Source organism: Bradyrhizobium sp. USDA 336, from assembly GCF_044908355.1.
GTDB classification, from domain to species: domain Bacteria; phylum Pseudomonadota; class Alphaproteobacteria; order Rhizobiales; family Xanthobacteraceae; genus Bradyrhizobium; species Bradyrhizobium yuanmingense.
Genome location: NZ_JBIYDC010000002.1, coordinates 2071565 through 2094090, shown reverse-complemented (window position 1 = coordinate 2094090; position 22526 = coordinate 2071565). Strand labels below are relative to the sequence as shown.

Annotated in this window: 27 protein-coding genes; 10 read left to right on the top strand and 17 right to left on the bottom strand. The window is 62.7% G+C overall.

Features of this window, described 5'->3' with window-relative positions; all coding sequences use genetic code 11:
* The first annotated feature begins 70 nt into the window (after positions 1-70).
* Both ABIA45_RS10805 and ABIA45_RS10800 read left to right on the top strand, forming a co-directional pair.
* Entirely contained in the window at positions 71-469 is a 399-nt protein-coding gene (locus tag ABIA45_RS10805) for a PaaI family thioesterase (RefSeq protein ID WP_036000401.1), read from the top strand.
* A gap of 152 nt (positions 470-621) precedes the next feature.
* Positions 622-1227 carry a GNAT family N-acetyltransferase gene (locus ABIA45_RS10800; RefSeq protein ID WP_271546908.1) on the top strand — a complete coding sequence of 202 codons (606 nt, stop codon included), beginning with the start codon at positions 622-624 and terminating at the stop codon, positions 1225-1227.
* Positions 1228-1306: 79 nt separating this feature from the next.
* On the opposite strand, the gene ABIA45_RS10795 is transcribed toward ABIA45_RS10800, so the two are convergent.
* The 4 genes from ABIA45_RS10795 to ABIA45_RS10780 form a co-directional block, all read right to left on the bottom strand.
* Entirely contained in the window at positions 1307-1606 is a 300-nt protein-coding gene (locus tag ABIA45_RS10795) for a hypothetical protein (RefSeq protein WP_128261949.1), read from the bottom strand.
* A gap of 95 nt (positions 1607-1701) precedes the next feature.
* On the bottom strand, positions 1702-2388 hold the full coding sequence (locus tag ABIA45_RS10790) for a DUF2161 domain-containing phosphodiesterase (protein ID WP_271546905.1): 687 nt from the start codon (positions 2386-2388) through the stop codon (positions 1702-1704).
* A 100-nt stretch (positions 2389-2488) separates the two neighbouring features.
* Complete coding sequence (locus tag ABIA45_RS10785; protein WP_404651996.1) at positions 2489-3169, bottom strand: SDR family oxidoreductase; 681 nt, start codon at positions 3167-3169, stop codon at positions 2489-2491.
* A gap of 24 nt (positions 3170-3193) precedes the next feature.
* Complete coding sequence (locus ABIA45_RS10780; protein ID WP_404651995.1) at positions 3194-3952, bottom strand: tyrosine-protein phosphatase; 759 nt, start codon at positions 3950-3952, stop codon at positions 3194-3196.
* A 71-nt stretch (positions 3953-4023) separates the two neighbouring features.
* On the opposite strand from ABIA45_RS10780, the gene ABIA45_RS10775 reads away from it, so the two are divergent.
* Positions 4024-4350, top strand: coding sequence for an MliC family protein (locus ABIA45_RS10775; protein ID WP_275509634.1), 327 nt, complete (start codon positions 4024-4026; stop codon positions 4348-4350).
* A 111-nt stretch (positions 4351-4461) separates the two neighbouring features.
* On the opposite strand, the gene ABIA45_RS10770 is transcribed toward ABIA45_RS10775, so the two are convergent.
* Positions 4462-4665 (bottom strand): DUF2735 domain-containing protein, encoded by a 204-nt coding sequence (locus tag ABIA45_RS10770; RefSeq protein ID WP_036022780.1) that lies wholly within the window; start codon positions 4663-4665, stop codon positions 4462-4464.
* A gap of 540 nt (positions 4666-5205) precedes the next feature.
* Here ABIA45_RS10770 and ABIA45_RS10765 point away from each other — a divergent pair.
* From ABIA45_RS10765 to ABIA45_RS10755, 3 genes are all read left to right on the top strand, one after another.
* The gene (locus ABIA45_RS10765) at positions 5206-6240 is read left to right on the top strand and encodes a glutamine synthetase beta-grasp domain-containing protein (protein WP_157284640.1); all 1035 of its coding nucleotides are present in this window, start codon (positions 5206-5208) and stop codon (positions 6238-6240) included.
* A 194-nt stretch (positions 6241-6434) separates the two neighbouring features.
* Positions 6435-7136: a GrlR family regulatory protein gene (locus ABIA45_RS10760; RefSeq protein WP_271546897.1), complete on the top strand. Its 702-nt coding sequence runs from the start codon at positions 6435-6437 to the stop codon at positions 7134-7136.
* 69 nt (positions 7137-7205) lie between these two features.
* Entirely contained in the window at positions 7206-8027 is an 822-nt protein-coding gene (locus ABIA45_RS10755) for a tetratricopeptide repeat protein (RefSeq protein WP_404651993.1), read from the top strand.
* Between the two features lies 1 nt (position 8028).
* On the opposite strand, the gene ABIA45_RS10750 is transcribed toward ABIA45_RS10755, so the two are convergent.
* The gene (locus ABIA45_RS10750) at positions 8029-8481 is read right to left on the bottom strand and encodes a hypothetical protein (protein ID WP_404651991.1); all 453 of its coding nucleotides are present in this window, start codon (positions 8479-8481) and stop codon (positions 8029-8031) included.
* A gap of 301 nt (positions 8482-8782) precedes the next feature.
* Here ABIA45_RS10750 and ABIA45_RS10745 point away from each other — a divergent pair, with 301 nt between their 5' ends.
* Entirely contained in the window at positions 8783-9487 is a 705-nt protein-coding gene (locus tag ABIA45_RS10745; RefSeq protein ID WP_404651989.1) for a GrlR family regulatory protein, read from the top strand.
* 61 nt (positions 9488-9548) lie between these two features.
* On the opposite strand, the gene ABIA45_RS10740 is transcribed toward ABIA45_RS10745, so the two are convergent.
* From ABIA45_RS10740 to ABIA45_RS10725, 4 genes are all read right to left on the bottom strand, one after another.
* Complete coding sequence (locus ABIA45_RS10740; protein ID WP_404651987.1) at positions 9549-10481, bottom strand: dienelactone hydrolase family protein; 933 nt, start codon at positions 10479-10481, stop codon at positions 9549-9551.
* 255 nt (positions 10482-10736) lie between these two features.
* On the bottom strand, positions 10737-11837 hold the full coding sequence (locus ABIA45_RS10735; protein ID WP_404651986.1) for an ABC transporter substrate-binding protein: 1101 nt from the start codon (positions 11835-11837) through the stop codon (positions 10737-10739).
* A gap of 58 nt (positions 11838-11895) precedes the next feature.
* Entirely contained in the window at positions 11896-12714 is an 819-nt protein-coding gene (locus ABIA45_RS10730; RefSeq protein WP_275499294.1) for a hypothetical protein, read from the bottom strand.
* Positions 12715-13674: 960 nt separating this feature from the next.
* Positions 13675-14040 carry a hypothetical protein gene (locus ABIA45_RS10725; RefSeq protein ID WP_404651984.1) on the bottom strand — a complete coding sequence of 122 codons (366 nt, stop codon included), beginning with the start codon at positions 14038-14040 and terminating at the stop codon, positions 13675-13677.
* A gap of 274 nt (positions 14041-14314) precedes the next feature.
* On the opposite strand from ABIA45_RS10725, the gene ABIA45_RS10720 reads away from it, so the two are divergent.
* Positions 14315-14512: a DUF305 domain-containing protein gene (locus ABIA45_RS10720; RefSeq protein WP_404651983.1), complete on the top strand. Its 198-nt coding sequence runs from the start codon at positions 14315-14317 to the stop codon at positions 14510-14512.
* Between the two features lie 231 nt (positions 14513-14743).
* On the opposite strand, the gene ABIA45_RS10715 is transcribed toward ABIA45_RS10720, so the two are convergent.
* Positions 14744-15472, bottom strand: coding sequence for a DUF3750 domain-containing protein (locus ABIA45_RS10715; protein ID WP_404655651.1), 729 nt, complete (start codon positions 15470-15472; stop codon positions 14744-14746).
* Between the two features lie 170 nt (positions 15473-15642).
* On the opposite strand from ABIA45_RS10715, the gene ABIA45_RS10710 reads away from it, so the two are divergent.
* Positions 15643-15897 (top strand): hypothetical protein, encoded by a 255-nt coding sequence (locus tag ABIA45_RS10710; RefSeq protein ID WP_157284648.1) that lies wholly within the window; start codon positions 15643-15645, stop codon positions 15895-15897.
* A gap of 456 nt (positions 15898-16353) precedes the next feature.
* Here ABIA45_RS10710 and ABIA45_RS10705 read toward each other — a convergent pair whose 3' ends face one another.
* On the bottom strand, positions 16354-16884 hold the full coding sequence (locus ABIA45_RS10705; RefSeq protein WP_404655650.1) for a class I SAM-dependent methyltransferase: 531 nt from the start codon (positions 16882-16884) through the stop codon (positions 16354-16356).
* Positions 16885-17037: 153 nt separating this feature from the next.
* On the opposite strand from ABIA45_RS10705, the gene ABIA45_RS10700 reads away from it, so the two are divergent.
* Positions 17038-17496, top strand: a complete 459-nt coding sequence (locus ABIA45_RS10700) for an Rrf2 family transcriptional regulator (protein WP_404651981.1) — start codon at positions 17038-17040, stop codon at positions 17494-17496.
* Positions 17497-17570: 74 nt separating this feature from the next.
* Here the strand turns inward: ABIA45_RS10700 and ABIA45_RS10695 are convergent, their stop codons facing one another.
* The 5 genes from ABIA45_RS10695 to ABIA45_RS10675 form a co-directional block, all read right to left on the bottom strand.
* On the bottom strand, positions 17571-17741 hold the full coding sequence (locus ABIA45_RS10695; RefSeq protein WP_271546878.1) for a hypothetical protein: 171 nt from the start codon (positions 17739-17741) through the stop codon (positions 17571-17573).
* Complete coding sequence (locus ABIA45_RS10690; protein WP_404651979.1) at positions 17738-19138, bottom strand: amidase; 1401 nt, start codon at positions 19136-19138, stop codon at positions 17738-17740. Before ABIA45_RS10690 ends, ABIA45_RS10695 begins: the two co-directional genes overlap by 4 nt.
* Before the next feature lie 31 nt (positions 19139-19169).
* Entirely contained in the window at positions 19170-20519 is a 1350-nt protein-coding gene (locus tag ABIA45_RS10685) for a TRAP transporter large permease subunit (RefSeq protein ID WP_271546874.1), read from the bottom strand.
* Positions 20516-21118 (bottom strand): TRAP transporter small permease subunit, encoded by a 603-nt coding sequence (locus ABIA45_RS10680; RefSeq protein WP_025035930.1) that lies wholly within the window; start codon positions 21116-21118, stop codon positions 20516-20518. Before ABIA45_RS10680 ends, ABIA45_RS10685 begins: the two co-directional genes overlap by 4 nt.
* A 114-nt stretch (positions 21119-21232) precedes the next feature.
* The gene (locus ABIA45_RS10675) at positions 21233-22360 is read right to left on the bottom strand and encodes a TRAP transporter substrate-binding protein (RefSeq protein ID WP_157284654.1); all 1128 of its coding nucleotides are present in this window, start codon (positions 22358-22360) and stop codon (positions 21233-21235) included.
* Positions 22361-22526 lie beyond the last annotated feature (166 nt).

Here is a 22526-nt window from a genome sequence, read left to right as displayed (position 1 = left end):
CCTCGGACGTCATTGCTTTGCCGAGCGGGGCAATTCACGTTGAGACAACAATGAATTGGGAGGACTTTTGATGACGCCGCTCGAGAAGCTTAAAGCGATGAAGATGCCGTTCGCCGAACTCAAGGGCGTCGAGTTTGTCGAGGCGGAGAAGGACCGCGTGGTGGCGCGGATGACGGTCCGGCCCGAACTCTGCACGCTTCACCACACCATCCACGGCGGGGCCGTGATGGCGCTGGCCGATTCCGTCGGCGCGGCGGCGACCGTGATCAATTTGCCCGAGGATGCCAAGGGGACCACCACGCTGGAGAGCAAGACCAATTTCATCGGCGGGGCCAAGGAGGGGGCCACGGTCATCGCCACCGCCACCCCGGTGCACAGGGGTCGGCGGACCCAGGTCTGGACCACCAGATTGGAAACCGAGGACGGCAAATTGGTTGCGGTTGTGACCCAGACCCAGCTGGTCCTGTGAAACTGCGGGACTTTGATTTTATTAACGAATTGGTCGCTTCGGTGCCCGAAACTTGGGCAGGTCTCCGTCTTGAAAATCATGGTGCGATGCACAATATAGGAGGCCTAGGGATTCGAACGCCTCCTCGAGGGAACACCAAGAGGAGTTCTGACGTGGTACTTGAAGACGCCGTCCGTACCGTTCCCGGCTATGTACGGACCCTGATCCAGCAGGAAGAATTGCCGCTCCTGCGCGATCACCTGCTGAGGCTTGATGCCGGCAGCCGGCATGACCGTTTCAACGGCTTTCTCGACGACAGCTTCATCGAGCGCTATGCCGCCCGCTGTGCCGAGGACGGCACCGTGATCGTTGCCTATATCGTCGATGGCGTGGTGCGCGGCGCGGCCGAGCTGCACCCGCCGGAGGACGGTTCCTTGCCGGAGGTCGCCTTTAGCGTGGAAGCCTCAGCGCGCCGCCAGGGCGTCGGCACCGTGCTGTTCCGCCGCCTGATCGCAGAGGCCCGCTGGAAGGACTACAAACAGCTGCGCATCACCACGGGCGCGGACAATCATGCGATGCGGGCGCTCGCCAGGAAGTTCGGGGCCCATCTGGCTTTCCGCCACGGTGAATCGACCGGCACGATCGACCTCGCCAAGACGCCCGAGGCCGAGCTTGCCGATCTCGCGGCCTCGCCGTTCACGGCTGGGCGCGCGCTCCTCAGCTTCAACAGCACGTGCTGGAAGCTGATCTCGAGCATGTACGGCAATCGCGCCGCATAACCGGGAATTGCGGACAGGAATCACAAAGCGGACCGGCCAGGCCGGTCCGCTTTCGTGTTCGGTGCGATGAAAGGAATGCTCAGCTGCGCGTGCCGGCGCCGAAGCGGCGGACGACGCGGCGTTCGACCACGACGGAGCGCTGCGCGCCCTGTTCGCCGGCGATCACGCGCGTGGCGGTGATGCGGCTGTTGGTGCGGGCCTGCTTCTTCACCTCGGCCTGGACGACGTCGAGCGGCATTCCCATCAAGGCTGCGGCGATCTCGGCCTGCTGCGCCTGGTCGTCGGTGATGCCGACAGCGGCGAAGATCGCCTCGTCCAGGGTCGGGGGATCGTGGCGGACGCGCCGCGTGCCATATTTGGTATTCCAGTCTGCGCTCATAACGGCCTCATCTTGATGCCGGGATACCTAGTGCCGCCAATGTTGCATTGCAATATGAAATCGGTGCGGCATCTCAGCTATGCACCGGTCTGGTGTCACAGCGGTGACGCAGCACCTGCGCCGCCCTCCACCCGTTGCTGAGGCCAACGTTTCAGCGCGGCGTGCCCAGCTTCGGTGAGCCGGTAGATTCCCCGCTCCGTGCGTTCGAACCAGCCATACACATTGTTAAGCAAGATCTTGCCGGCATCGGGGCAGCGTTCGCGCAGCTCGCGCACCGGCTTCGATCCTTCGGCAAGGGCCGACGCGCAGGCCAGCGCCTGCTGGCGATAGGCCGTCATGATCGGTGCGCGGGTGCTGCCGCCGAGCACGGGGTCGCCCTGGCGGCGCTGATGCTCGGCGACGAGACGCGAGCGGACCTTCGGCTCGCGGCGCGGCGCCGCGGTCGGCGGCTTCACCAGTACTTCGACCTGGCCGCGATCGGTCACGCCGAGCATGCCGAAGCCGAGGCGGCGGCAGAGATTGCGATAGCGCGCGTCGCTCTCGCGTCCCTTGCCGCGCGCGGACATCTTCGCCGCGATCCAGACCTCGTCACCGGCCGGCGCGCGATCGACCGCCTGCAGGATCAGCTCGAGATTGAAGGCAAGCTTGAGCTCGCCGATCACCACGACCGGCGGATCGCCGGCGCTGAGGCCAACGAGATCGCAGCCGCCGATCTCGCCCTTGACCGTGAAGCCGAGCTCTTCGAGGAAGCGTTTGACGGGCAGGTAAAGCGCGGTTTCCAAGGGGGACGTCCGATCGGAGAATCAGTTGTGGACAGTCTAGAGCGTTCTCGGCCCTGATTGAATCCGGGCCGATGTCTCTAACGTTCCAATCGGAACGCGATTACATCCGTCCACCGACGGGGATCAGGGCGCCCGTGACGCCGCTCGCGGCATCGCTGGCGAGGAACAGGATGACTTCGGCGAGCTCCTGGGGCGTCACCCATTTGGAAAAGTCGGCTTTCGGCATGTCGGCGCGGTTGGCCGCGGTGTCGATGATCGAGGGCAGCACCGCGTTGACGGTAACCTTGCCCTTCCACTCGCTGGCGAGGGCCTCGGTGAGGCGATGAACGCCGGCTTTCGACGCGGCATAGGAGCCCATGCCGCTGCCGGCCTGTAGCGCGCCCATGGCGCCGATATTGACGATGCGGCCGGCCGTGGACTTGGCAAGGTGCGGCAACGCCGCACGCGAGGCGTTGAGCGCGGTCAGCACGTTCAGCGCATGCATGCGCTGCCACGTCGCGATATCGCCGTCGCCGACGGTCTCGAAGGCAAAGCCGCCGGCGATGTTGATCAATGCGTCGAGCCCGCCGAAATGCTTTGCCGCCGCATCGACGGCCGTTTTCGCCTGCGCTGGGTCGGACAGGTCAACGCCCGCGATGTCGATGTGGTCAGCGCTTGCGGCGGTTTGCGAAGACGCGTGATCGATGCCAGCCACGCGCGCGCCGCGTACCAGCGCCGTTTCCGCGACTACTTGACCGAGCGCGCCGCGTGCGCCCGTCACGATCAAGATTTTGCCTTGCATGATCGTTCTCCCGGCACAGCCGCCCTATGCTTGCAGATAGCGCGCCTTCAGTGCGTCTCGTTCTGCCGTGCCGAGCTTGAGCCCGTCGCGCAAATAGGTTTCGAGATCGCCATATTCGCCGCCGACCGCTTCGAAAGCGGCCGCAAGGTACGAGGCCTCGACGCTGCCGATCGCGTCGAGAACATCGGCGGGCAGATCGGAGACGTTCGACGGGTCGCGCTTGTAGTGCCGGTTGGTCAAGAGATAATCCTCGGCGATGACCTCGTCCGCCACGCCAAGCGCATGCAGAATCAGCGCGCTGGCGAAGCCGGTGCGGTCCTTGCCGGCGGTGCAGTGGATCACGAGCGGTGCGCGATCTTCCAGCAAATGACCGAACAGCGCGCGGAAGCTGTGCGTATTGTGGCGCACATAATTGCGGTAGGACTCGCGCATGAGCTCGAGCGCGACGGCCGCGGTCAGCGTGCCTTTCGCGAGCTCGGCGCGCAGCCCGGCCACGACGGTCGGCTCGATCGGCAGCGAATGCACCGTGATCTCGTCCACGACGCAGATGCCGGCCGCGCGCTCCTCCAGGCCACGGAAATCGAAGGCGCTGCGCACGCCAAGCGCGCGGACGACCTCGATGTCGGCAGCCGTGAGCTGGCCGAGATGGTTGGAGCGGAAAATATGCCGCCAGCGTGTGGTGCGGCCATCAATGGTCGGGTAGCCGCCGAGGTCGCGGAAATTGCTCGCACCCTGCAGCGCGAGATGGCGGGCAGGGGAGTCCTTCGGGGAGGAGTCTTGCATGGTATCAGCTTGGGCTATGGTTCCACCGGATGCACGTTTGGCGTCCTTGCGGTCTATTACAGGGGGCGATCATGAGCCGGCACAAGGCCATTGTTTTGACGGTCAGTATGCTGGCGGGCGCAATGCTCGGTGCGCGGCAGGCCGATGCGCAGACCTTCCAAACCTACCGCTGCGCCGATGGTACGCAGTTCATCCTGGGCATTTATGACCACGACAAGCGGGCCTTCGTCCAGATCGATGGCCAGCCGGTTACGCTCGCCAAGCGGCTGGCTGTTTCCGGGACGCGCTATTCGGGGGCGGGAGTCACGCTGAGGATTCCCAAGACCGGGCCCGCTACGGTCAAGCACCTGAAGCGGCCGGTTACGGCCTGCGCGGTGGTCGAAAAGCCCGGGATCTAGGCGCGGGCGCGCCTGGAATTAAAAAGAGCCGAAACGCCGTTGTTTCGACCCTTTTTCAAACTGCCGCCGGCCGCTTGGGAAAGCCCGGCACTGTCAGACCAGCAGCTGGCATCAGCGTTCCCATTTGGGCTTGGCTTCGTCGACCGCATCCTGGTGATACCAGCTGTCGCTGCAGATCGAGACGTTCGCGGGCAGCGACGCCTGATCGGCGGGAAGACGGGTCTCGCCATAGCGGCGTCCGGCGAGGGCCGCACGGCCGCCGACGGGGAATTGGTAGATCTTTGCAGATCCGTGACTCAGACCATTGTTCATCATTGCGATTCTCCTTGGTCGAAGCGCCTTGGCCTCCATGGTGCGCCCGACTCGTTCGATTGTGGTTACTGGAATCCCCATATCGGCCGCTCATCCCTGATTGGAAAGTGCTGAAAAGGAAATCAGTTTCCGCTCAATTTGTAGGCAGATGGCCTTCTGCATCCTCCAAGGCACGCTACCGCTGACCAACGCGTGGTCCATTCCGAACGTTGCTGGGGAGGGGCGGGGGAGTTTGCGAAAGTTACCGGACGTTGATGCGCGTTTCATCGGCAACGCGCAGGGCGGCGTCCGCTGCTTCTAAATCGGGCGTTTTCCGCCGGATTTTTGCAGCGCAGCTTCGCGCCAAGGTGCGCGGCTATGACGCACGGTGCCGTGGAGGGCTCGTCCGCGGTGAGGAGGAGCCGGAAGCGGTGGAAAACCGCCCGTACTGCGGCCTTTTGGCACGCGAAATGCTTGGGAAAGGCTGGCCGATGATGGCCGGGTACAAACGTGCGGGGGCCCGCCCGGGCCCCCAACCTTTCGCATCATCTACAGAGAGGCTCAATGACCAAGTACAAGCTCGAGTACATCTGGCTCGACGGATATACGCCGACTCCGAATTTGCGCGGCAAAACTCAGATCAAGGAATTCGCGTCGTTCCCGACGCTCGAGCAGCTTCCGCTCTGGGGCTTCGACGGCTCCTCCACCCAGCAGGCCGAAGGCCACAGCTCCGATTGCGTGCTGAAGCCGGTCGCGGTGTTCCCGGACGGTGCGCGCACCAACGGCGTGCTGGTGATGTGCGAAGTCATGATGCCCGATGGCAAGACCCCGCATCCGTCCAACAAGCGCGCCACCATCCTGGACGATTCCGGCGCCTGGTTCGGCTTCGAGCAGGAATACTTCTTCTACAAGAACGGCCGTCCGCTCGGCTTCCCCGAGTCCGGCTATCCGGCGCCGCAGGGCCCGTACTACACCGGCGTCGGCTACTCGAACGTCGGAGACGTCGCCCGCAAGATCGTCGAAGAGCATCTCGACCTGTGCTTGGCTGCCGGCATCAATCATGAAGGCATCAACGCGGAAGTCGCCAAGGGCCAGTGGGAATTCCAGATCTTCGGCAAGGGCTCCAAGACCGCTGCCGACCAGATGTGGATGGCCCGCTACCTGATGCTGCGCCTGACCGAGAAGTACGGCATCGACATCGAATTCCACTGCAAGCCGCTCGGCGACACCGACTGGAACGGCTCGGGCATGCACGCCAACTTCTCGACGGCCTATATGCGTGAAGTCGGCGGCAAGGAGTATTTCGAGGCGCTGATGGCCGCCTTCGAGAAGAACCTGATGGACCACATCGCCGTCTACGGCCCGGACAACGACAAGCGTCTGACCGGCAAGCACGAGACCGCGCCGTGGAACAAGTTCAGCTACGGCGTTGCCGACCGCGGCGCTTCGATCCGCGTTCCGCACTCCTTCGTCAACAACGGCTACAAGGGCTATCTGGAAGACCGCCGTCCGAACTCGCAAGGCGACCCCTACCAGATCGCTTCGCAGATCCTGAAGACGATCTCGTCCGTGCCGACCGACAAGAAGGCCGCGGCCTAAGATCCTCCCGGCCCGGGCTGGGGGGCTGGCCCGGGTTGGCATTCAATCCGCCGGAGCGAAGGCTCCGGCGGATTTTTGCATTTTGATGACAACCGTTCCTGTGCCTGCCGACCCGGGCGCCGCGAAACTTGTCCATCGCCGCCGAAAGCGGGATAGAGTGCATCCGGATGCGCGCAGGGCCGGGGACACGGCTGGTGATTGAAGGCTTCTACAAGGTGAGATTTCAGCTCGGCGATACCGTCGGCCGCAGCGTGATGCATGCCGGCGACGGCAAGATGCTCGGCGGCAATTCGGCCTTCGCCCATATCGGCACCTATGAGAAGACCGACAGCGGCGTCGACATCGTCATCAAGACCGTCCGCCATAATCCCGATCCGAGCTACCGCGCCATGGCGGGCACCGACGATGCGACCCTGATCGCGAAGGGCTGGGCCGACGGTGATCTCTATCGCTTCAAGGGCGAGCTCAAGGAGCTGCCAGGCGTGCCGTTTCAGTCGCTGATGACGCCGATCACGGACGAGGAGGTGCCGATCGCCGGCGGCGTCGGCGAAGCCGGCATCAGCGACGGTCTTTACTCCATCCATTTGCGCATGCTCGACGGCCTCGACGGCGGACTCACCGGGGTGATGCTGCTCAACCAGGGCCGCATCCTCGGCGGCGATGCGGCTTTCTACTACCTTGGCAGCTACACCGCCGCGAAGGGCCGGTGGAAGGGCCAGATCCTCAACCAGGAGCACACGCCGGCCAAGGACGATCCGATCTTCGGCGGCCACGAGGTCGGCATCGGCTTCTCCGGCAGCTATGACGCGGAGCAGGCGGTGCTGGAGGCAACCGCGCTGGCCGGCAAGCGGAGCTTGCGCCTGACCGCAGCGCTCAAGCTGATGCATCGCGCCTGAGCCACACATGGCAGACGTGAACCGACTTGAGCCTTGAATTTGCCGGGCCACAGACGCAACGTGACGATCATGCGGACTTTCCTCCTTGCCATGCTCTTTGCGCTCGCCGCGCCCCTGACGGCGCAGACGCAATCGGCCGACCTCGTGTTGTGCGACCGTCTCGCTGCCGATCCCAGCGATCCCGACAAGCCGGCTGACGTGAAGGGCGTCGCGGAGATCGCTTCCGCCGACATCGCAACCGCGGTCAAGTTCTGCAGGCAGGCGGCAAACGCCTCGCGCCGGGCGATGTTCGCGCTCGGGCGCGCTTACGCGGCGAACCGGCAGACCGCGGAGGCGATCGCGGCCTGGCGCAAGGCGGCCGACAAGGGATCGAGTGCGGCGATGGTCGAGCTCGGTGTTACCTACGCCGCCGGCTCGGGCGTCGCCAAGGACGAGGCGCAGGCGCGTAAGCTGTTCGAGAAGGCGGCGCAGGCCGGCAACCCGCGCGGCGTCAGCAATCTCGCAGCGCTCGGTGGCGCAGGTGGCGCGGCGCCGGCCGATCCCGCCCAGGCTCGTGCGCTGCTCGGCAAGGCCGCCGAGACCAACGCGGAGGCGCAGTACCAGCTCGGCCTGATGTTGTCTGAAGGCGATGGCGGCGCAAAGGACGATGTCGCGGCGCGCGCGCTGTTTGAGAAGGCGGCGGCGCAAAACCATCCCGGCGCGCTGGAGCGGATGGGCGCCTTTGCGCAGGAGGGGCGCGGCGGTGCGAAGGACAAGGACGCGGCAAAGGCCTATTACGAGCGCGCCGCCGCGCTCGGTGACGAGGATGCCAAGAAGGCGCTGGAGCGCATTCGCTGTCCCTATGCGATCAAGGACAAGCAGGGCAGGCTGGTCACCACGCTGTGCTTCTAGTTCACCTCATGTAGTAGGCGAGGTCGTTGCGGGCGTCGCGATAGGTGGTCTCGAGATAATGCGGATATTTCCGCGCGGCCTGTTTCACCGCGCGCGCCACGCAATCCTCGAAATCGGCGTTCCAGTCGAAGTGCTTGTTGTAGGCGTCTTCGAATTTGACCGCCGTGATGATGGCTTGCCGGATCGCCTCATCGTCGGCGCGCGGATGAGCGCGCTTCACATAGCCGAACATCGGCCCTTCATGGGCATGGGCGCGTTCATGGCCGTACTGGATGATGAATTGCTCCGGCGAGAAGGTGCGATTGACCCGCACCTCTTCGGCGGTCGGACGTCCCGCAATCGTCTCCAGCCGATAGCGTTGGCGCCAGAGTGCGTAGGCGGCATCGAGCAGCGGCTGCTTCGCGGCGCCGGCGATGATCGCGCTGAGCTCGTCCTCGGCTGAATGTGTGTCCATGCGCGATTGGTCGTGCGTCCGTGGGAGCAGGTTCGAGCCTGGCACCGATCGGCCGAGGAGCTTTTTTGGAGGCCGGCAAACAAACCCCCAAAACAACCCCATGCACAGTAGCCAAGTCCCTGAAATCATTGACTGCGGGTTTTACGAAGTGAAGTTTTGACCCGTCGGGCAAAACAGGAGCATAATGGCATCATGGCGGGCGGCTCCCCCGGGGTGGCGATGCGCGCAAAAGCCGGTGGCTTCGCTGTGGCGTCGATGCTAGGTAGCCCGCAATTCATTTTCGATTTGCAGGTTCAGGACGTTGCTGGACGGGCTCTACAAGGTTGAATACGGCGTCAACGATGGCTTCGGCTGCAGCATCATGTGCCTGCATGACGGCAGGATGCTGGGCGGCAATTCGGGCTTTGCGCATCTCGGCACCTATGTCGAGCGCGACGGCGAGATCATCGCCCAGGTCATCACCGAGCGGCACAACCTCGACCCCAGCTACAAGCCGCTGATGGGCGCCGACGTCGCTTCGATCGGGGCGCGCGGCCGGCTCTACGGCAACCAGATCCGTCTCGAAGGCGGCGCGGACACTATGCCGGGCGCCAGGTTCTGGGCCAATCTCACGCGCCTCGACGACGAAGGCTTGCCGCCGAGCGGGACAGTCGGACCGGGCGGCATCGCCAACGGGCTCTATGGGATGGGCTTGCGCGCGCTCGACGGCGTCGACGCCGGACTGTCCGGCGTGATGCTGCTGATCGACGGGCGCATCCTCGGCGGCGATGCGTTCTTCTACTATCTCGGCGCCTATTCCTCGGCGGACGGCCGCTGGAAGGGTGAGATGCTGAACCAGGAGCACACGCCGGCGAAAGGCGAGAACCCGGTGTTCGGCGGTCTCGAGGTCGGCATCGGATTCTCCGGGACCTGCACGGAAGACAGCGGCGAGCTCGAAGGCATCGCGCTTGCGGGCAAGCGAAGCCTGCGGCTGAAGGCTTCGCTCAAGCTGATGCGAAGGGCGTAGGTTGCCGATAAATTCCGGCGCGTCTGCTCCGAAGGCGACACTCAAGTCGCGCATCTGGATGTCAGCGGCCGGTGCCCCAGGTTTTTTCCAGAAAGGCGAAGATTCGTCGCTGCGCCTCGTGGGTTGCGCTTAGGTCGTATCGGTAGCTCACTTTAGTGCCACGAAAATCGATTTTTGAGAACCCGTTCAGGTGCTGACAGTCCCAACAATGCGTAGCATTCGGGAAGGTGTACCACTCAACGGGTGCACCTGCGTTCTTTGCCGCTTGAAGTTTGGGAATACATTCTTCAGGCGGCGTTTCGGTATCCTTATCGCCCATCAAGACCAGAGTAGGACGGTCAATCTTGGTCTGAACGATTTCATATGGAGGGCCTGCTTTGGGTTGGATTGAGAAGCACCCCGGATACACCGCCACAGCTGCTGTAAATGCTTCACTCCCTGGCGCAGCTGCTCGCCAATTGCTGCTGCTGCCCAGCAGCGCGACCATTGCACCCCAGGAAAACCCTACATGGGCGACTCGTTGCTTGTCGACGAATGGAAAGGCTCGTAGGTGATCAGCAGCCTGAAGAGCATCGCGGACGCCGCGCGGAAAGTTAACGCCCTTCTTCACTTCCAAACACACCATATCGACATCGCGAGGTCCCAAGGAATCTATCAAAAGGACTACGAAGCCTTGCTGAACCGCAGCTTGCGCCCAGGTGCCCATCGACCTGTTCGGGCCGCCTTTGGTGCGCAGACCGGCACATTGGTGGTGCAGGACCATAGCAGGAAACGGTCCCGCTCCCTTCGGTTTGAGCAAGATCATACGTGAACCGTCTGCTGGGCTAGCGGACGGCGAATCGGGAAACGTCAGATCCTTGGCGCCTGTAGCAGCAGCAAACAACCCCTGAGCGCTGGCATTATGTTGATTCAGCCAAACAACGGCAGCAACCACGCCGAGCCACTTGGCTAGCGTACGTACTCTCTTGGGATGAGATTGAATGAAATAATCCATATTCGCTGGGATCAAAAATCTCCGCCGCCTCATGCCCATTTCCCCTGCTCGAACCGACATGATAGCGGGTCAGACTAGCGCTTCGATAGGGGCTGAAAGTGCACGCGCATTCAAGATGACGGCCCGGCCATGTCGGCCTTGGGTCGAAATGCGAAGAACTCAGGTTGAGCAAATCTTGTCCACTCTACCGTCATAAGCGGACCTCCGACAGATGTGTCGCAACTTCGCAGATGGGCCATAACCGGAAGTGCCACCCTATTCGATCACGTCGTCGGCGCGAGCAAGTAGTGTAGGTGGGACCGTGAGACCCAGCTCTTTGGCCGCCTTAAGATTGATCACCAACTCGTATTTGGTTGGCTGCTCAACCGGCAATTCAGAAGGTTTATTACCTTTCAAGATTTTATCGACATAGCCGCCAGCACGACGAAACAAATCGGGGAAATCGGGACCGTATGAAATCAATCCAGCAGGGGTGGCAAATTGTCGGCTGAGATAAATCGCCGGTAGGCGATGCTTCGCCGCCAACGCCGCAACTTGCGGAGCATTGCGCAGGGTCAAAGGATCACCAAAAGGAACGATTGCATCTGGTTGCTGGGCTGCGGCTGCGGCAAAGGCGGTGTCCAGTTCCTCAGCAGTCGTCGCCTCCACAATCACGAAATTCAAGCCTAATTTCCCGGCTGCTTGGGGCAACTCCTCGGCCAATACGAACTTGTGGATGGCATTGCCCGGGTTGGCTACCACAGCGATTTTCGAGGCAGTAGGAACCAACTCGCGCAATATTTCGATCTGTTTGCTGATGAACTGACCCGGCACGAAAGTCGCGAGACCTGTGATGTTGCCGCCCGGACGCGCAAGGTTATTGACGAGGCCGATCCTGATGGGATCGGCCACACCCACGAATACGATCGGTACGCTGGCGGTTGCCGATTTCAGGGCTACAGCTGCCTGTGGGTTGCCGGCCATAAGAACATCGGCACCAACAGCGACCAGTTCTGCTGCCATAGCAGGCAAGCGATCCTGGGATCGGGCAAATCGGTACTCAAAGGTCAGATTTTTTCCCTCAACCCAGCCGTGGTTTCGCAAACCCTCGAGCCATGCGCTCTGCCAAGCGGGTGGCAGCTCATTGACAAAGAGCAAGCCTATGCGGCGGCGGATCTCTTGCGCCACCGCTGGTGAAAGTAGCAACGCCGCAGTAGCGGCAATGAACTCTCTCCGCTTCATCCGGCACCGACCAGGATGACAGATCAACGTAGTTACATTTTGTCGCCGGTCCATGCGGCCGAATGTCCGTTTCGGGTGACCGCTCTGCTCGTCCGGTCCGGTTTCTCTGCGAGAGCAGGCTTCGCGGCGGTTCATGGGCCGTTCGGCTGAGGGCCAATGAGCTGACATTCGACGCAAACGCGCGCCATTTCGCTCACGGCGGCTGAAGTGCTCTTGCTATTGCTCCGACGACGTCGCGGTTAGCCGCCGGTCGATGGGATCGAACGAAAATGAAACGGGAGGCCACGGATATATCCGTTTCGGAGCGACCATCCTGGCCGATGAGTATCAATCCGGCGCCGCCATTTGCCACATTCAGAATGATCGGCTCGCCGCTCCATGTCTTGATCGGGTCCATTCCGATGATGAGAAATTCGCCGATAGGCTGGTCGAAATATTGAAGACGCAATTGTGGGCCGACTTCGGCCGCAGCGAGTTCAAGGCCGAACTGCTGGGCGCGTGCGTAAACGTTAGCCAAAGTCACGGTATCGGACGTGAATCCAAGCTGCGCAGGCGATAGATCGAGAAGCTCCACATATGTCTTCCGAGAGCTAACGGTGAACGTCGGCCTAGCAAGGATTTCAGCGGCCTGACCACCGACATTGCAGCCCTTGCTATCGAGTTCGTTGCGCAAGGCAAGAGAGTCGGCGAAGGTCCCTATTGCGATCGTCTTCCATGTCGCAACGTCGCGCGCGGACTTAATAGGCTGTTGCGACGCCGGGGCCGAGCGCGTCTTGAGCTTCAGCTTGTTTTGCAACACGTCGCGCGCCGCGCATTGAGCGGACGCGGCGCTCGCAAAGGAAATGACGCAGGCGGCCGAGAGTATGGAAGCCAAAACGTAGAGGAAAGGTCGGCTTGCTTGGTTATGACCTGCCGCGCACCGGGCTCGGCTTGTGAAGATACACATGGCAAATGACTTTTCTGAAAACGTTGGACCGAAAAAGCCCAATTCCGGCAGCGGACGCTGCGCCACCGTTTCGACGCGATGCCCTTCTCTTATCCGGCTTCTTCCGACCGTACTCCGTTTTAGCTAAGTCAGCATGTGAACCAGCTCACAGCCTCCTTCGACGCGTGCCTACGCACTTACATCACCGGCGCCGAACTTGTGATCAGCGGCGGCTACTTGGCGCAATAGCCCGCTGCCACGGCGGCACGCGCGCTCAGCATTGCATGGCATCAGCCAGGGAAACAGGACCAGCGCGCGTCCGCCGTGATGCAGCTCGATTGAAAAAAGGGTAGGGAGCACGCTTGGCAATGTCTAAACTATCACAAGAGCCATTGCCTTGAAATCATGCTCTGGCGTTCTCGTCTCCTACCGCCCCGCCTCAATCACGCTTTAGTCACCTCACCACCTGAGGAGAAGAAATTGAACCATCCCGCGCGGCCTCGCTCCTCTGGTTGCCTGCTGGCCCTGATCATCCTCGCATCGGTCGCGGCCCCGGTGCCGGCTCACGCACATGTCAAATGGTTTGCGCCCTATATTGTCGGAGCGCCACCACAGTCGATCGGGGCCACGTTGACCAATGTATGGTTCTGGACCGGCATTGCGCTCGTGCTGGCATTCTTCCTCGCGTCACGAGCCATCGAGAAGTCGAGCGCCGGCGAGACGATCCTGCTGGCCATGGATCGCATTACCGACCCTCTCTGGATGCGCCTCGACGACTTCGTGCGCGTCGTCATTGCCGCCTTCTTCGTGGCGATCTTCGCCGTCGGCGGCGTCTACCTGACGCCAGATCTTAAAACGCCCGCTGAATGGGTGTCCTGGACCCAGCTCCTGATCGCCGGGTTGATCTTCTCTCGCAAGACGCAGCCACTTGCGGCTCTCGGCATCATCGCCTTGTGGCTACTCGCGCTGCGCGACTATGATGTCTTCCATTTGCTGGACTACCTCGCGCTTGGAGTCGGCGTCGCCGCCTATCTGGTATTGGAGGCTTCATCCAATCCGGAATGGCGCAACCATCGCTTCGAGGCGCTGCGCTGGGGCGTTGCCATCGCGCTGATGTGGTCGAGCCTCGAAAAGTTTGCCTATCCGGACTGGTTCTACCCGCTCGTGCAGGAAAAGCCCTTCTTGACCTTCGGCATGCCGCGCGACGTATTTATCCCGATGGCGGGCGTCGCCGAATTCACGATGGGATTTGGCTTGATCTGGACGCCGCTTATCCGCCGGCTGTCTGCCATCGCTCTTTTCATCATCTTCAACGCAGCCGTCTATCCGTTCGGGCGAACCGACCTGATCGGACACGCGCTCATCATGGCGGTCGTCGTTGCCATTGCTGCCGATCATAGTCGTGAGGTTCATTTCCTGCCCGCACTCAAGCGAAGGCTTGCCGGCGTCCCGGCCGGACTTGCGGCGGCGCTAGTCATTTTCACAACGGGTTACTGGGGACTGCACATTGCGATTTATGGCATCGAAGGAGACATCGGAACGCTGGCTGGAGAGCGGCTGACCCATACGCCGAACCCCGAACATCCGCATGGCATGCACGGCGCTGCGGCGATAGGGTTGACGGCTCCGGATGCCTACCGCGCCGCCATGGACCGCATGCACGGCCCGATGATGCGAGGCATCACCAATGCTGATCCCGATACTCGCCTTTGTGCTCGGCATGATCCCTCACCATCAAGGCGCAGTCGACATGGCCGAGATCGTCCTGAAATTTGGCAAGGATCCTCGAAACCAGCACTTTGCTCGCGAGATCATCGACACCCAAAGGCGGGAGATCGGCGAGATGCGCGCATGGCTCAGTCAGAAGAACATTCCGCAACCGTGAGGAACGGCGATGAGCGCGACGGACTTGATTGCCGCCTACAAGGTTTGGTGCTTGCCGCTGGCGACAATCGCCTGAGGAACAGCGGGGCCTCATGCTTTTTCTGCCTGCGCACGAAGCGCTGGTTGCAGGCAGCCTCGCCCGAAATCTGCGTGTCCACCAGCAAATTGATACTGTTACAGCTGAGAGAAATCGTTTCGTTCCGGACCGCAATGAGGTGGATTTGGCGGGCCCTTACACGGTCGGCGTCACCCCAAGCCGACCGAGGCCAGGTAGCTTGAGCGCCGGGCGCCGGATGTCGATGCCGAGAACGGCGCCGAAGAAATTGATCTCCAGACCTTCGACCCAGCCGAGCGAGAAGCCGATGTATCCGGCAAGCGAGGCGTAGATGCCCGTGCCGGATGCCGTGACGCCGAACCATTTGCCGGTGTACGGGAAGTCCTTGCCGATCGCGGTCGGCGGCAGGACGGCCCGGAGCTCGGGGACGGAATCGAGTGCGGCCTGCACGAAGGTGTTCGAATTGGGCCCAGGCCAGACGCTGTAATCTCCATAGGATCGAAACCTGTAGTTTTCGACCACATGCCTGATCTTCGGGATCAGCGCCTCCGCACGCTCGCCATCGACGGCCACGACGATTTCAGGCACAGCGCCGAACCATCGCCCGTCCGGAGCGAAGCCGTTGGTGCGGATCGGCTCGCCCCAGGCCGTGTAGTCGTACCTTGTGTACGTCGGCGCATCTTTCTCTTTGACGACGATCCAGGTGTGAATCGCGAAGATGCCGCGCCATCTCACCGTTCTTGCTCCGAACACCCGTATGACGGCCTCACGGTGATCGGCCGCGGCGGTCAATAGACCCGCGCTGGAGCGGTCGGCCGTTTGCCAGTTCTGGCCATCGCCCAGCCAAAAATATCTCGCCGCCGATGCGGCAAGCGGTGCGAAGACGAGGAACAGAAAGATGAGCAACGGCTTTTTCAAGGGAGCGGTGACGGCGGGGATCTTCGACAAGCATATAGTTCGCATCGATGTCGACGCCATAGCCGCCGCCCCGGTCGTCGGACGGGCCTGTCACCTCGGTCGGACGGGCACGAGATCGATCGAGTTGTTCCGCAACCGTCATCGGATGGAGCTTGCGCATGGACATGAAGGAAGCCGCGGCAATGACCGAAGCCTCCGGGCTGACGGACGATCAGGGCGGCATAGAGCGGACTTCAGGCCCGCGGCCGGGTTCCGGAGAGCAAGGAGGAGCTTTTGCTCCGCAGGCCCGCACGCCGTCGCCAGAGCCGGCGAAGCGATGGGCTGATCAGTTGCGCGAGGTGACGGTGAGGGCGCCGTTACGGTCCTTGCTCGTCGCTTTCCTGGCCGGAGCATGGATCGCTCGCCGCCGCTAGGAACTGTGACAAGGAAGCAAGCGGCTTCAGGCGCTGGCATAGGAAAGGGTGGAAGATGAGGGTTCTGGTTTTGACGGCGACTGTCCTTCTGGGCACCATCTCGTTTTCCATGGCGCAAAGCTCAGGAGGCGGTTCAGGCGGTGCTTCATCCGCTGGAGGGGCGGGCGCAACCGGGTCGGGCGGCACGGCTGGCTCGACGCTCTCGAACGGAACGACGCTGAGCGGAACCGGCGGTTCGCCGGGGCCCAACACGCTTAATGCAAAGGGCCAGGGAACGACGGGCCAGAGACTCGGCGTGACCCCGCCCGGTCAGGAGGGCGGCGGATCTCGACCGACTTACAACACGCCAGCCGCCGACGCCGCCATCCAGCAGCTTGGAAACACCAACACGGGTATCCTTAAGAAGTAGCGGTGATCAAGGCGGTCCGGAATCCCCCGCACAAAGGCGGTTGGTATTCATCGTTCAGCGACGCCAATGAGTGCGGTCGAGCTTATCGGCAGCACCGGACGACCATCGGCTCTGGCCCGCACCTCGGCAATCACCGCCGCCTTTTCGATGTCGTCCAGGCTGGTCCAGTCGGGCGACATGCCGAAGAGCGTGTCAGGCGCATCGAGCGCCGCGACGTCGAGCAGAAAATCGTGGGTCACCACGTCGATCCGGGGATTGCGATAGCCGCCAGTGACGAGCGCCTGGGCGAAATCGTCCGGATCGCTCAGGGCCTGAACGGCTTCAGGCGTTGCCATGCCCGGCCGATCAGGGAACAGCTTTTGCCGCACTTCGCCCAACAGGAGGAAGGTCGCCGCGCCCCGTTTCCGCCAGGTCGCGACCACGCCATGCCCCCCGGGTCGTGTCACCCGTCGCATCTCGGCCAAACCCTTGCGCCAATCGGGGAACATGATGACACCGAAGATCGAAAAGACGGCATCGAAATGCGCGTCGGGCAGATCGAGTGCCTGTCCGTCCATGACCCGCGCCTCCTGAGGTATCGGACGTGCGACAGTTTGAGCATCCAGACCACTGGGACAGCGCAGCCAGGCATTATCGAGAGACCGCGCACCCTTTCACCGCCCTGTTTGCGGAGGCGGCGTTGGCGCGCGTAACCCTGCCCCCTCAGAGTCATGCATGCGAAAGATCAGCCGATGCGAAACGACAGCCGCCTTTCCCGAATGCTGCATGTGCTGCTCCACATGGCGCGACATGACGGCCCCATGACGTCGGAGGCGATCGGCGCGATGCTGGGGACCAATCCGGTCGTCGTTCGCCGCACATTGGCGGGGCTGCGCGATGCGGGCTATGTCCGGTCGGACAAAGGGCATGGCGGCGGCTGGGTCATCGCGTGCGACCTCGAGCGCGTGTCGCTTCTCGATGTCTATCGTGCGGTCGGTGGTCCCCGGCTATTTGCGATCGGGAACGAGCATTCCAACCCGGACTGCGCAGTCGAGCAACTCGTCAACGCAGCGGTGGACGATGTCCTTCGCGATGCCGAAGCATTGCTGGTCGAGAGGCTGGGCGCGGTGAGCCTCGCAGACCTGAGCAAAGGTCTCGACGCGCGCTGCGCAGGCGATCCCAAGTGGCAGCTCGAACGGGTTGGCCGCTAAAGCTCTCTTCTTGTCGCAATTCCGGCTGCTCCGGCCAATGCCGAGAAGTGAAGCATCTTCTTGCCATGGGGCATTCAACGAGGCGCGCCGTTCGTCCGCAGGGATCGAACGAAATCGATCACTGCCAGCACCACGACGCAGACAACGATGACGATGAGCGGAATGGCCTTGATCCAGACCAGCAGGATTCCAAGAAATGCGATCATGAGCGCGAGGCCGATGAGTCCGGTGATCAGATTGGTCATCGCACTTTCCTTTTCTCGGCGCCGGGAGCGGAGTTCGATCCGGCGCTCGGGGCGTTGCGCCGACCGCTACCACGCGTGCGCCCGATGGTCTTGATCAGCCAGTGCGCCGTGCGCAAGAGGCGGGCGTCGTTGCCGCGGCGGCCGACGAGCTGGACGCCCAGCGGAAGGCCCGTTTCCGAGCGCATCAATGGCAGGCTGATGGCGGGTACGCCGAGATAGGTCCAGAGCGAGCAGAAAGCCGGGTTGCCGGTCGTTTCGATTCCGGGTGCCGCGCCCGGCGCTGCGGGCGTCAGGATGGCGTCGTATTCATCGAAAAGGTGGTCCAGGGCCTGGTTGAGCGGCGCAATTCCGGCCAGAGCGTTGCAATAATCCATCGCAAGATGCGCGCGGCCGCGCGCGATCGCCTCACGCAGGCGCGTGCTCAGCCTGTCGCCGCCGCGCTGGTCATCGCGCCGCAGATTGTGGGCCATATCAACTTCCATGATGATGCGGTGCATGTCGACGGCCCCGTCGAAGCTCGGCCCAAGCTCGACCTCGCTGCACGCTTCGCCCAAAGCGTCGACGAGCTCGGCAAAGGCTTCACGCATCTCCGGCTCGGCCTGATCCCAGACCGGAGAGCGCACGAAGGCAAATCGCGGCGGCAACGGCGGCTCGCTCGCCGCGATCGCAGAGAATGGCGGGCGCGCAACTGGCCGGGTGTCCGGATCCTCCGGGTCGAAGTCGACCATGACCTCCGCCAGCAGGGCCGCGTCCTCGACGCTGCGCCCGAACACGCCGACATGGTCGAGCGTGCGCGACAGCTGGAGCGCGCCGCTGCGTGGAATGAGGCCATGCGTGGGCTTGAAGCCGACCACGCCGCAGAAGGCGGCAGGACGGATCACCGAACCGTTGGTCTGCGAGCCGATGGCACCCGGCACCATCAGCGCCGCGACGGCCGCGGCGGAGCCCGAGGACGATCCGCCGGGGGTGTGATTTGGGTTGTGCGGATTTCGGGTCTTGCCTGGATTGTAGTACGCGTACTCGGTGGTCACCGTCTTGCCGAGGATCACCGCGCCTGCGGCCCGCAGACGCGCCACGGCCGCCGCATCGCGCCGCGGCGTGCGTCCGGCCCACAGCTCCGATCCGAATTCCGTCGGCATGTCGCCGGTGTCGAAGATATCCTTGATGCCCACGGGCACGCCATGCAGCGGGCCTGTGGCCTTGCCGTGCTTGCGATGATCGTCGGCCGCCTCGGCCTGCCGCATCGCGTGGTCGCGATCGAGAAACGCCCACGCCTGGATATCGCGATCGACCTCATCGATGCGCCTGAGGCAGTCGCCGACGAGCTCCACCGAGCTGAGCCGGCCGTCGCGGATGCCGGCCGCAGCCTCCGCGAGACCGAGCGCGTTGAGACTCATGCGCAGCCTCTCGTCGGTTTGCCGGGTCCGCTCATCGCGCCCCATAGAGATAGCTCGGCAGCCACAATGCGATCCCCGGGAAGATGTAGACCAGTGCCATGGTGAGGAAGACCAGGCCGACGAACGGAAGCGCGCCGGAGAAGATGTCGGTCAGCTTCACCTCAGGCGGCGCCACGCCCTTCAGATAGAAGGCCGCCATCGCGACCGGCGGCGTGTTGAAGGCCGTCTGCGTGTTCAGTGCCACCAGAATGCCGAAGAAGATCGGATCGATGCCGTACTGGGGAAGCAGCGGCAGGAAGATCGGCACGAAGATGATGATGATCTCGGTCCATTCCAGCGGCCAGCCGAGCAGAAAGATGATGAGCTGGGTCAGCAGCAGGAACTGGATCGGCGAAAGGTTCATCGACGTGAAGAACTGCTCCACCACCGATTGTCCGCCAAGTACGGCAAATACCGCCGAAAACGTCCAGGAGCCGATGAACAGGTAGCAGACCATCGCCGTGGCGCGCACGGTCAGATACACGGATTCGCGTATCATCTCGTAATTCAGCGAACGATAGGCGGCCGCCAGCACGATGCTCATGAGGGCTCCAATCGCGGCCGCCTCGGATGGCGTCGCCAGGCCGAACAGGATCGCGCCGAGCACCGAAACGATCAGCAACGCAAGCGGCAGGAACGACGTGGCGAGCGCCCAGATGACCTTCGAGGTCGGCACGTCGGTCTGCTCGCGCGGCAGCTTCGGCGCGAGCGCGGGATTGATGATCGCGCGCGTCATGGCATAGAGGACATACAAGCCGGCCAGCATGAACCCGGGAAAGAACGCGGCCGCGTAAAGCTTGACCGCCGAGACGCCGGCGGTCGCGGCATAGACGATCAGGAGAATGCTCGGCGGAATCAGGATGCCGAGGCAGCCACCGGCGCAGACGACGCCCGCCGACAGCTTGGCGTCATAGCCGGCTCGCAGCATCGCCGGCAATGCCAGCAGCCCCATCAGCGTGACGACGGCGCCGACGATGCCGGTGGCGGTGGCGAACATCGCGCATGTGATGAGGGTGGCCACGGCAAGCGCGCCCGGCACGTTCTTCATCGACAGCTGCAGCGAGTAGAACAGGCGGTCGAGGATGTTTGCGCGCTCGATCAAATAACCCATGAACAGGAATAGCGGAACCGCCACCAGCACGTCGCTGGATGTGACCTCGAACGTCTTCTGCACCAGAAGCGTGAAGATGCGGTTCTGGAAGAAGTCCTGACCGGGGGTGTAGTAGGCATAGTAGCCGAAGGAGACGCCCATCGCCATCAGCGTGAAGGCGATCGGGAAGCCGAGCATGATGATGAAGATGAAGAGGCCCAGCATCAGCATGCCGAGTTGAGGATCGGTCATGCGCCTGGTCCCTTTTCGCTCTGCGGCTCAGCCGCGTGCTGCTGATGTTCGCGGATGACGAGGCTCTCGGTCTCCTCCACGTCGTGCAGGCGTTGCGGCCATCGGCCGGTGCGGATGCACAGCACGCAGCGGATGATTTCGGCGACCCCTTGCAGGAACAGAAGGAAACCGGTGAGCGGGATCAGCGCCTTCAGTGGAAACACCGGCACGCCGGCCGGACTGAAGATGCTGACTTCGCGGAAGCGCACCGACATCTGGGCGTAGTTCCAGCCCGAATACATCAAGGCCGCGATCGCCGGCAGGAAGAACAGGATATAGAGGACGAGGTCCATCGTCGCCTGGGTGCGCGGCGACCAGAGGCGGTAGACCACGTCGGCGCGAACATGGCCGTTTCGCGAGAGCGTGTACGCGCCGGCCATCAGGAACATCGCCCCATAGGTGATGTAGCTGATGTCGAAAGCCCAGGTGGTCGGCGCACGCAGCACGTAGCGCACGAATACCTCGTAGCTGACACCCAGGGTGAGGACGAGGATCAGCCAGGCGAACGCCTTGCCCACCCACGTGCTGAGCTCATCGATGAAGAACAGGAATTTCGTCATGCGAGCTGAACTCGCTGCGAGCAGTCCATCCGGATGTCCCCCTCCAAATCGTGGGCGGCGCTTCAATTGCGCCGCCCTCGCGATAAGACCTGACGCGATCCCCCGCGACAGCCGTCAGACCTTGAGCACGCCCGGGAAGTGATGCTCGAAGGCGCCGCGGTAATCCGTCGCGTTGTTCATGTTGTAGTAAACCACGCGGCGCACCCATTCCTTCTGCGAATCCATCACCTTCTTCATGAACGGGTCCGAGCCGAGCTGGGCGATCAGACCGTCCCAGGCCTTGATCTGCGCGTCGAACACCGACTTCGGTGTCCGCTGGACGTTGACCTTGTCCTTGTTGATCAGCTCCTGGAGGTCCTTCGAATAATAATCCATGGCCTTCCATTCGTTGGCGGAGGACACGGCTTCGGCGGCGTATTGCAGGATCGCCTGCTGTTCCTTCGGCAGCGCGTTGAATTTCGTCCGGTTGAACATGATCTCGAAATATTCCGTCGCCTGATGATGGCTGCCCATCATGTAGTTCTTGGCGACGTCCTGCGCGCCGAAGCGGCGGTCCGAGGTCGGATTGTTGAACTCGAACCCGTCGATCACGCCGCGCTCCATCGCGGGCACGATCTCGCCGCCGGGCAGCTGCGCGACGGATGCACCCATCGCCTGGAAGAGATCGGCGGCCAGACCCACCGTGCGATATTTCAAGCCCTTGAGATCGGCGTCGCTAGTGATCGGCTTCTTGAACCAGCCGAGCGGCTGGGTCGGCATCGGCATCGCGAAGAAGCTCTTGATGTTGACGTTCATGATCTTGGTCTGGAGCTCCTCGAACAGCTCCTTGCCGCCGCCGTTGTGGATCCAGCCGAGGCCTTCGTTGGCGTTGAAGCCGAACACCGGGCCGGTGCCGAACAGCGAGGCGGCCTTGTGCTTGCCGTACCAGTAGACCGTCACCGTGTGTGCCGCGTCGATCTGGCCGCCATGAACGCCGTCGAACACCTGGAACGGATGCACGACCGAGCCGCCGACCAGATAGTCGATGCGCAGCCGGCCTCCGGCCATCTCGTTGACGCGCTTCACATAATCTTCGGCCATCTCGTTGAAGACATCGGCCTTGCCCCACGAGCCCTGCATCTTCAGGGTCGCTGTCTGCGCCCGGCTGATTTGCGGCATGGCGATGGTGGCAGCGCCGGCCGCGCCGGCGGTCAGCAGGAATTTCCGACGAGTTGTTCTGGTCTTTTCAGACTTTGCAGTCATTGACGTCCTCCCTGGCGGCCTGGTTTTTCGAACGCGCTTCAGTGCGCTTGCCGTTGTCAACCGCTGGAGGTATGCCGCATTCCAGCGACTTTGATCACAGTTTGGACGCATTGCCGGCATCCGACAAGCCCTGGTGTCGCATTATTGGTCTTAGACGTTCGACTCC